This is a genomic window from Microvirga sp. P4_A5 (assembly GCF_056402495.1).
Window position 1 is genome coordinate 1 of the sequence record NZ_JBFUHH010000152.1, and the last position, 6,627, is coordinate 6,627.

Consider the following 6,627-nt stretch of genomic DNA (forward strand, 5'->3'; position numbering starts at 1 on the left):
ATCCGGAGATGGTGAAGGAAGTGCTCGACACCATGGTGAGCCTTGCCGACGAGGGCATGACGATGATCTGCGTGACCCACGAGATGGGCTTCGCGCGCCAGGTCGCCGACCGGGTGATCTTCATGGATTACGGACAGATCGTCGAGATGAACACCCCCGACGCCTTCTTCAAGAACCCGCAGCACGAACGCACAAGGCTGTTCCTGTCGCAGATCCTGCATTGATCGGCTCGATGGCTGTCATTCCGGGCTCGCTTCGCGCCCCGGAATGACGGAGTGAATTTCAGCTGGAGCGCTGTAGAAATCAGCTTGCGCGGTCCGCGCCGGTGGCGATCGGCAGGTCCTCGCGCGATCCCCATTCGGCCCATGATCCGTCATAAAGCGCTTTCGCCGGATGCCCCGTGGCCTCCAGCGCCAGCGACAGGATGGCGGCCGATACGCCCGAGCCGCAGCTGGTGATGACGGGACGGGTCACATCGATGCCGGCGTCGCCCATTGCTTTCTCGATCCCGGCTTTGTCTTTCAGCTTGCCGTTCTCGATGATGGTGGGAAACGGCAGGTTGATGCTGCCCGGCATGTGCCCGGCGCGAACACCCGGCCGGGGCTCCGGCGCCTCTCCCCGAAAGCGCTCGGCGGGCCGCGCATCGACGACTTGCGCCGACGAGGTGGCGAGCGCGTCGCGGACCTTGGCGGCGTCGGCGACGACGGAAGGATCGAATCGCGGCGTGAACGTCCTTGCGGGAAGCGGCCGGCCGGGGCCGCTTTCGATCGGGCGCCCCTCGGCTTTCCAGGCCGGAAAGCCGCCTTCGAGAATCCGCACGTCCCTGGCGCCGAAGGCGCGGAACGTCCAGCGAACCCGCGGCGCCGAGAACAAGCCGGCGCCGTCATAGACGATGACGATGGTGTCGTCGCCGATCCCCATCGCCCCCACATGGCGGGCGAATTCATCCGGCGAAGGCAGCATGTGCGGCAGCGACGACGAAGTGTCCCGCACGCTGTCGATGTCGAACCGGACGGCGCCCGGAATATGGCCGGCGAGGTATTCGGCTTCGGGGTCGCGGTTCTGGGTCGGCAAATACCAGGAGCTGTCGACGATGACGACGTTCGGATCGTCGAGATGCTCCTGCAGGCGGGCGGGTGTGACGAAAATCTGCGTCATGACGAACAATCCTTCCGATCAATCTACAAGCGCCAGGCGCACGCGGCGGTTCTGCTTGCCCTTCTTCTCGATATCGGTCACCGCGACGGTGCCGATTTCACCCGTGCGGCGCACATGGGTTCCGCCGCAGGGTTGCAGATCGATGCCCTCGATGGACACGAGCCGCACCTTGCCGGAACCGCGCGGAGGCTTCACCGACATGGTCTTGACGAGGCCGGGATTGGCATCGAGTTCCGCGTCGGTGATCCAACTTTCGGTCACCGCCGCGTCGCGGGCGATCAACGCATTGAGCTTGTCGGTCAGATCGGTCTTGTCGAGACCCGCATCGGGAATGTCGAAATCGAGCCGGCCGTCGCCATCCGCGATCGCGCCGCCGGTCACCGGGTAGGGCAGCACCACGCTCAAAAGATGCAAAGCGGTATGGACGCGCATTCGCTTGAGGCGGCGTTCCCAATCCAGCGCCAGCGACACCTTCTCGCCGGGCGTGAACTTCGCGGCCTGCTCAGGGCCAACGAGATGCGCGACCTGCGAACGGTCCGGCGCGTAGACCGTGTTGGTAACGGGAATGGCCTCTCCGTCGGCGCGATGAAGAACCGCGACGTCGCCCGGCTGCCCGCCGCCCTGCGCATAGCAGATGGTCCTGTCGAGAATAACGCCGCCCTCCGGCGTGACGGCGACGACGATGGCGTCGCAGGACTTGAGATAGGCGTCGTCGCGAAACAGAAGTTCGGTGGCCGTCATGGTGATCCTGCTCTTGGGCCTCTTGGGCCTCTTGGGCGCATACGAAACGTTGGGCGAGGAAGCTGAGGCCAAGAGGGCCCGTGGGTCAAGCGCCGATCAGCCACGCGTGCGCGCCAGCCGGAAGGCATCGAGCGCCCGCTCGCGCGCGGCCGCGTGGTCCACGACAGGACGCGGATAGGTTTCGCCGAGGATGACGCCGGCGGCGTCGAGATCGGCGAGCGGGGCATCCCAGGGCTTGTGGAGCCAGCGGTTCGGGAGGCCTGCCAATTCGGGCACGAAGGCGCGCGTATAAGCGCCATCCGGATCGAATTTCTCACCCTGGGCGACCGGGTTGAAGATGCGATGAAACGGCGCGGAATCGGGGCCGGATCCGGCGACCCATTGCCAGTTGAACGCGTTGTTGGCGGCATCGGCATCCACGAGCGTGTCCCAGAACCAGCGTTCGCCCTCCCGCCAATCGACGAGCAGATGCTTGATCAGGAACGACGCGGCGATCATGCGAACCCGATTGTGCATCCAGCCCGTCTGCCAAAGCTGGCGCATGCCCGCATCGACGATGGGATAGCCCGTCATGCCGCGCCGCCACGCCACGAGGCCGTCTTCGCTGGGAGACCACGGCATGTGGTCAAAGGCCGCAAGGTGGGACGAGGACGGCAGGTCGGGGATGTCGAACAAAAGCTGATAGCAGAAATCGCGCCAGGTGAGCTCCGTGAGGAATTTCTGACTGTCGCGATCGAGCGACGGGTCCTCGTCCCGCGCCGCCGCCACGGCATGCCAGACCTGGCGCGGACTGATCTCGCCGAAGCGCAGATGCGGCGAGAGGCCCGAATAGCCATGCGCGCCGGGGCAATCGCGCTTGTCGGCGTAGCCGGAAAGCCTGTCATCGACGAAAGCGGCGAGCTTGCGCCGCGCCGCATTTTCCCCGCGTGTCCACGTCTCCGCGAAACCCGACGCCCAATTCGGGCGCGTCGGTTCGAGCTGGAGCTCCTTGAGCGTGACCGAACTGCCCAGCGCGGCTTTCGGCCATGTCCCGGCGGGAATTTTCCCAGGCGCGGGGAGGGGTGGCGCGACCCTGCGCGCCATCGCGGCGCGGCTGTAGGGCGTGAAGACCCGAAACGGTTTGGCCGATTTGTTTTTCACCTCCCACGGCTCGTTGAGAAGGCGGCCGTTGAAACTCTCGACCGTCACCCCGCGCGTTGCGAGATCCGCCTTGAGACGCGTATCGACGGCGATCTCGGGCGCGCCGTAGCGGCGGTTCCAGAACAGAGCGGTGGCGGCCGTGTCGGATGCGATCCGCGCGACGATTTCCTCAGTCGGGCCCCGAAACAGAACGAGCCGGCTTCCCAAAAGCCGGAGCGAATCGTCGAGGGATTCAAGCGAGCCGTGCAGCCACCAGCGCGAGGCCGCGCCGAGCGGTCGGATGCCTTCCGATTGCTCGTCGATGAGCGCAAAGCACAGGATTGGCGCGCCGGTTTCGAGGGCGGCACGGAGGGCCGGATTGTCCGCGAGCCGGTAATCGTCGCGGAACCATACAAGGACTGGAGAAGCCAAACTGCACCCCGCAGGAGAGACGATGTGGGAGGGCGACAGCGTGCCTGTGGCCGACAGCGAAAATGGCCCACGAGAAGCCAATTTCAAACCCGGTTGTTCCAGGATGCTGTGAATTGGCTCACGCCGTCGCATCGGCGCCTGGGGAGCCGGCGAAAATTTGTCACAATCCGCAGGACTTCCAACCTGCTTTCAAATTCGCTCGAACGAAAGAATTTGTTCGACCGAATGAAAAGTTACTTCGTATATATTAAACGAGAACGTTTTTTTTCATGAGCTTGACTTCTGACCGACTGTAACTATCTTGGTTCTTGTCATGAGCACACAGCGAAAAATTCTTTTGCGCRCAGGCCGCTTCGTCGCAGGCCGCTAAGCCCGAAGCGCCCGACAGCATCTCAATGCCGCGGTCACTTCTGGGCGATTTGATATTTCACCAACATCTCTGAAGAGTTTCACAGGCGTTCTGCGCCGCTCGACATGCGTGTCGAGCGAGAGCGCGGAGCGTCGCAAGGAGGACACCATGAATATGCGAGCCGGATTGCCGCCCATCATCATCGGCACGAGCGATTTCAATCGTCTCGTTGGCGCGGCGGCTCTCCAACGCACGCGGACAATGCCAAACCGGAATTTCCTGATTTCGGAGCTGAGACGCGCGTCTATCTGTGATCAGAACGATCTTCCCGGGGAGGTCGTATCCGTTCGCTCGCGGGTGACTTACAGGCTGGGGAGGAAGGGGAGGCAGGTCGTACAGGATTTGGTGTTCCCCGAAGATTTGATGAGCCCGGACTCCGAAGTCTCCGTCACCACGGCACTTGGCATCGCGTTGCTTGGTCTCCGCTCTGGAGACTGGATGCCGTTTTGCGCGCGTCCCAACGAGGTACCGATGGAGGTCGTGGTGGAAGATGTTGCCTCTCTTATCGGCGGCGGTGATGAGTCGGAAGCAGTTCCGCCCTTGTCGAGAGATGAGAACTCGAAGCATCATCTCGACCGCCGTCTCGACGACGCTCTGATGGAAACCTTTCCGGCGAGCGATCCGATCTCCATTTCGATCGCGTGAAGCGGAGTTGACGAATGAGCCATCCCGTTCCGTCCAAACGCGGAAAACGAAAGGCTTGGTTCCGACCCCTTCAATTCGTGGGAAGCGGCCGAACCAACACGCCTTTTCTTCCGCGAGAGCATGTACGAATCTTCTGCTCCGCCCGTACCATTTCGGAGCCATGCCAATAGCCCTGGCTCGGCGCATGAGCATTGCTCTGCCGGAGCCAGGGAATCTCGAGACGAAGCATCCTTATGGGTGGTCGCAGTTCCGTGTCTCGCAACAGCGCAGGGCCGGACAAAGGCGACCGAATTGAGAGAAAATTCGACATGGCCAAGAAACACAGGACCGGAAATCGCGAAGCCAAGAAGCCGAAGAAGATCAAGCCGCAAGAGAGCGAAGTGACCTCGATCGGCCAAATGCTCAAAGGCAGCAGCAGCAGAAAGGCCTGATTGCCCGCGATGAGGCGGCTCGCGGTCGAAGGACAATGGCGAGCCGCCGATCCCCGACATCCACGGGTCCACCGACAATAACTCTCCAGCCCGGGCCGAGCCTCTTCGAATGAGCCTCGTGCGGGCGAGGCGCCGCACGAGCGAGCGTGGGCGCCGGCTCAAATGAGTAAAATAGAGAGATCGTCATGAGCAGACAGACACTTCGTCGATTTTGTGAGAGCTGCACGCGCAGAATGCCGCGAGCAGCCATTCGTTGTCCTTGGTGCGCGCACCCTGCCACGGCGGGTTTGGCGATCGCGTCAACCGCCATGGTCCTGGTCGCGCTGGTGCAAAGGTTTAAGGTGTAAAATCAAATGTCGATCATCGGGCTTGCGTTCTTGTTTGTCACGCTTCTCACCCAGTTGATTTATTGGGGGGACCTCGTTGAGTATCTTGGCATCGCGGCACACACGGCTGCGTTCTCGTTCGTGCTTGCCCTTCTTTTTCTGCAGACAGCCTTTGTTGCAAGAAAGTACGGTTGATGCTGCGTTACTCCGCGCAGGCTGTGCCCTCGCAGGCGCGTCGGTTGACGCAACGCGCATCCTCGCTCCGGGTAAATAATACCTTCCAAAGCCTTTATGCCGAGTGCGGCTCCCATCGGGAGGGTGTTGATGAGCATGTGGTCCGATTTTTCGCCGATTGTCAGCCGACGACGAGCTTCACACGCGAAATCGTGGTACGCGATCTTGCCCTCGGATGTGGATCAGGTCGCTCGAACAGCCATATCGATTTCCGCGCTCGACTATGCGCGGCTTGCACGCATCGCAACCGCAGGTGCTCACACCGAAGACGCCCGCATTGCCGAGATGCTCGCGGGTGAACTCGAACGTGCGCATGTCGTCGCCCCCGACGCAGTTGAGCCCGACGTCGTCACCATGCATTCGCGGCTGGAATACAAGGACGAGGTGACCGGAGACACACATAGGGTGACGATCGTATACCCAGAAGAGGAAGATCGACAGGCCAACAGGGTCTCCATCTTGTCGACGATCGGCGTCGCTTTGATCGGGGTCTCGGAAAGACAACCAATCGAATGGCAAGGGCCAAGGGGAGGATTGCGCGGCTTCACTGTCCTCCGGCTTCTTCATCAGCCGGAACGAGACGCGATTACCGATCTTTCGATGTTCCAAATTGCGCCATAGAAGGTTCACTAGGGTGACGGGTTAAGCAGAAAGCACGTTCCCGTCTCTGCCAAATAAAGAACAACGGCTGAAGTTTATTTATGCAGAATATGTCTGGAAGCAAAAAATAGTAGAAGTTACTGTTGACTATTATAGTTCTTATGGATAACATCAAAATATCATGTTAATCTTTCGCTCGCATAATCGTCTGCTTCGAGCAGGCCATCTGATCGCGGGCCATTAGCCTCGGAACTCCACGCATTTTCCACGACTCGGGTTCGGGACGGCTTACGCAGCTGATTCCAATTTTCTTTGGGGCCGGCTTGCGGAAGACGGCGTGGTGAAATGCTGATCGATTCCTGGACCTCCCACGCTTTGTCCTACCCGAACCCGCGGCGCCCGAAGCCGAGAAACGACGGGGCGGCAGAGGTTATCGTCGGTCCTGACATCGAAGGTCGTGGTTTCTCACGCCGGCCTGCGACGAGGCGGGAGCAGGGTGACAGATCGGCGAGACGGCAGGTTGCTGCTGAAG

General features: G+C 61.3%; 7 protein-coding genes and 1 pseudogene. 5 read left to right on the top strand and 3 right to left on the bottom strand.

Translation table 11 applies throughout. The annotated features are described in order from the left end of the window. Positions 1–224, top strand: a pseudogene (locus AC1DVM_RS22100) (amino acid ABC transporter ATP-binding protein); the annotation flags it as partial. A gap of 79 nt (positions 225–303) precedes the next feature. Here AC1DVM_RS22100 and sseA read toward each other — a convergent pair. The 3 genes from sseA to AC1DVM_RS22115 form a co-directional block, all read right to left on the bottom strand. After that, complete coding sequence (sseA, locus tag AC1DVM_RS22105) at positions 304–1,158, bottom strand: 3-mercaptopyruvate sulfurtransferase (protein ID WP_477258110.1); 855 nt, start codon at positions 1,156–1,158, stop codon at positions 304–306. Between the two features lie 18 nt (positions 1,159–1,176). After that, positions 1,177–1,899 (bottom strand): alanyl-tRNA editing protein, encoded by a 723-nt coding sequence (locus AC1DVM_RS22110; protein WP_477258111.1) that lies wholly within the window; start codon positions 1,897–1,899, stop codon positions 1,177–1,179. A 96-nt stretch (positions 1,900–1,995) separates the two neighbouring features. Next, positions 1,996–3,450 carry a cryptochrome/photolyase family protein gene (locus AC1DVM_RS22115; RefSeq protein WP_477258113.1) on the bottom strand — a complete coding sequence of 485 codons (1,455 nt, stop codon included), beginning with the start codon at positions 3,448–3,450 and terminating at the stop codon, positions 1,996–1,998. 772 nt (positions 3,451–4,222) lie between these two features. Between AC1DVM_RS22115 and AC1DVM_RS22120 the strand changes: the two genes are divergently transcribed. From AC1DVM_RS22120 to rnk, 4 genes are all read left to right on the top strand, one after another. Further along, positions 4,223–4,504, top strand: coding sequence for a hypothetical protein (locus tag AC1DVM_RS22120; protein WP_477258115.1), 282 nt, complete (start codon positions 4,223–4,225; stop codon positions 4,502–4,504). A gap of 233 nt (positions 4,505–4,737) precedes the next feature. After that, the gene (locus AC1DVM_RS22125) at positions 4,738–4,935 is read left to right on the top strand and encodes a hypothetical protein (protein WP_477258117.1); all 198 of its coding nucleotides are present in this window, start codon (positions 4,738–4,740) and stop codon (positions 4,933–4,935) included. A gap of 353 nt (positions 4,936–5,288) precedes the next feature. After that, entirely contained in the window at positions 5,289–5,456 is a 168-nt protein-coding gene (locus AC1DVM_RS22130) for a hypothetical protein (protein ID WP_477258119.1), read from the top strand. Positions 5,457–5,585: 129 nt separating this feature from the next. Then, positions 5,586–6,116: a nucleoside diphosphate kinase regulator gene (gene rnk, locus AC1DVM_RS22135; RefSeq protein ID WP_477258121.1), complete on the top strand. Its 531-nt coding sequence runs from the start codon at positions 5,586–5,588 to the stop codon at positions 6,114–6,116. Positions 6,117–6,627: the final 511 nt, after the last annotated feature.

Excerpts from the sequence above, each read along its gene's own strand:
- AC1DVM_RS22125 (WP_477258117.1), top strand. The coding sequence starts at position 4,738 with ATGGGTGGTCGCAGTTCCGTGTCTCGCAACAGCGCAGGGCCGGACAAA.
- rnk (WP_477258121.1), top strand. The coding sequence starts at position 5,586 with ATGAGCATGTGGTCCGATTTTTCGCCGATTGTCAGCCGACGACGAGCT.
- AC1DVM_RS22130 (WP_477258119.1), top strand. The coding sequence starts at position 5,289 with ATGTCGATCATCGGGCTTGCGTTCTTGTTTGTCACGCTTCTCACCCAG.
- AC1DVM_RS22120 (WP_477258115.1), top strand. The coding sequence starts at position 4,223 with ATGAGCCCGGACTCCGAAGTCTCCGTCACCACGGCACTTGGCATCGCG.
- sseA (WP_477258110.1), bottom strand. The coding sequence starts at position 1,158 with ATGACGCAGATTTTCGTCACACCCGCCCGCCTGCAGGAGCATCTCGAC.
- AC1DVM_RS22110 (WP_477258111.1), bottom strand. The coding sequence starts at position 1,899 with ATGACGGCCACCGAACTTCTGTTTCGCGACGACGCCTATCTCAAGTCC.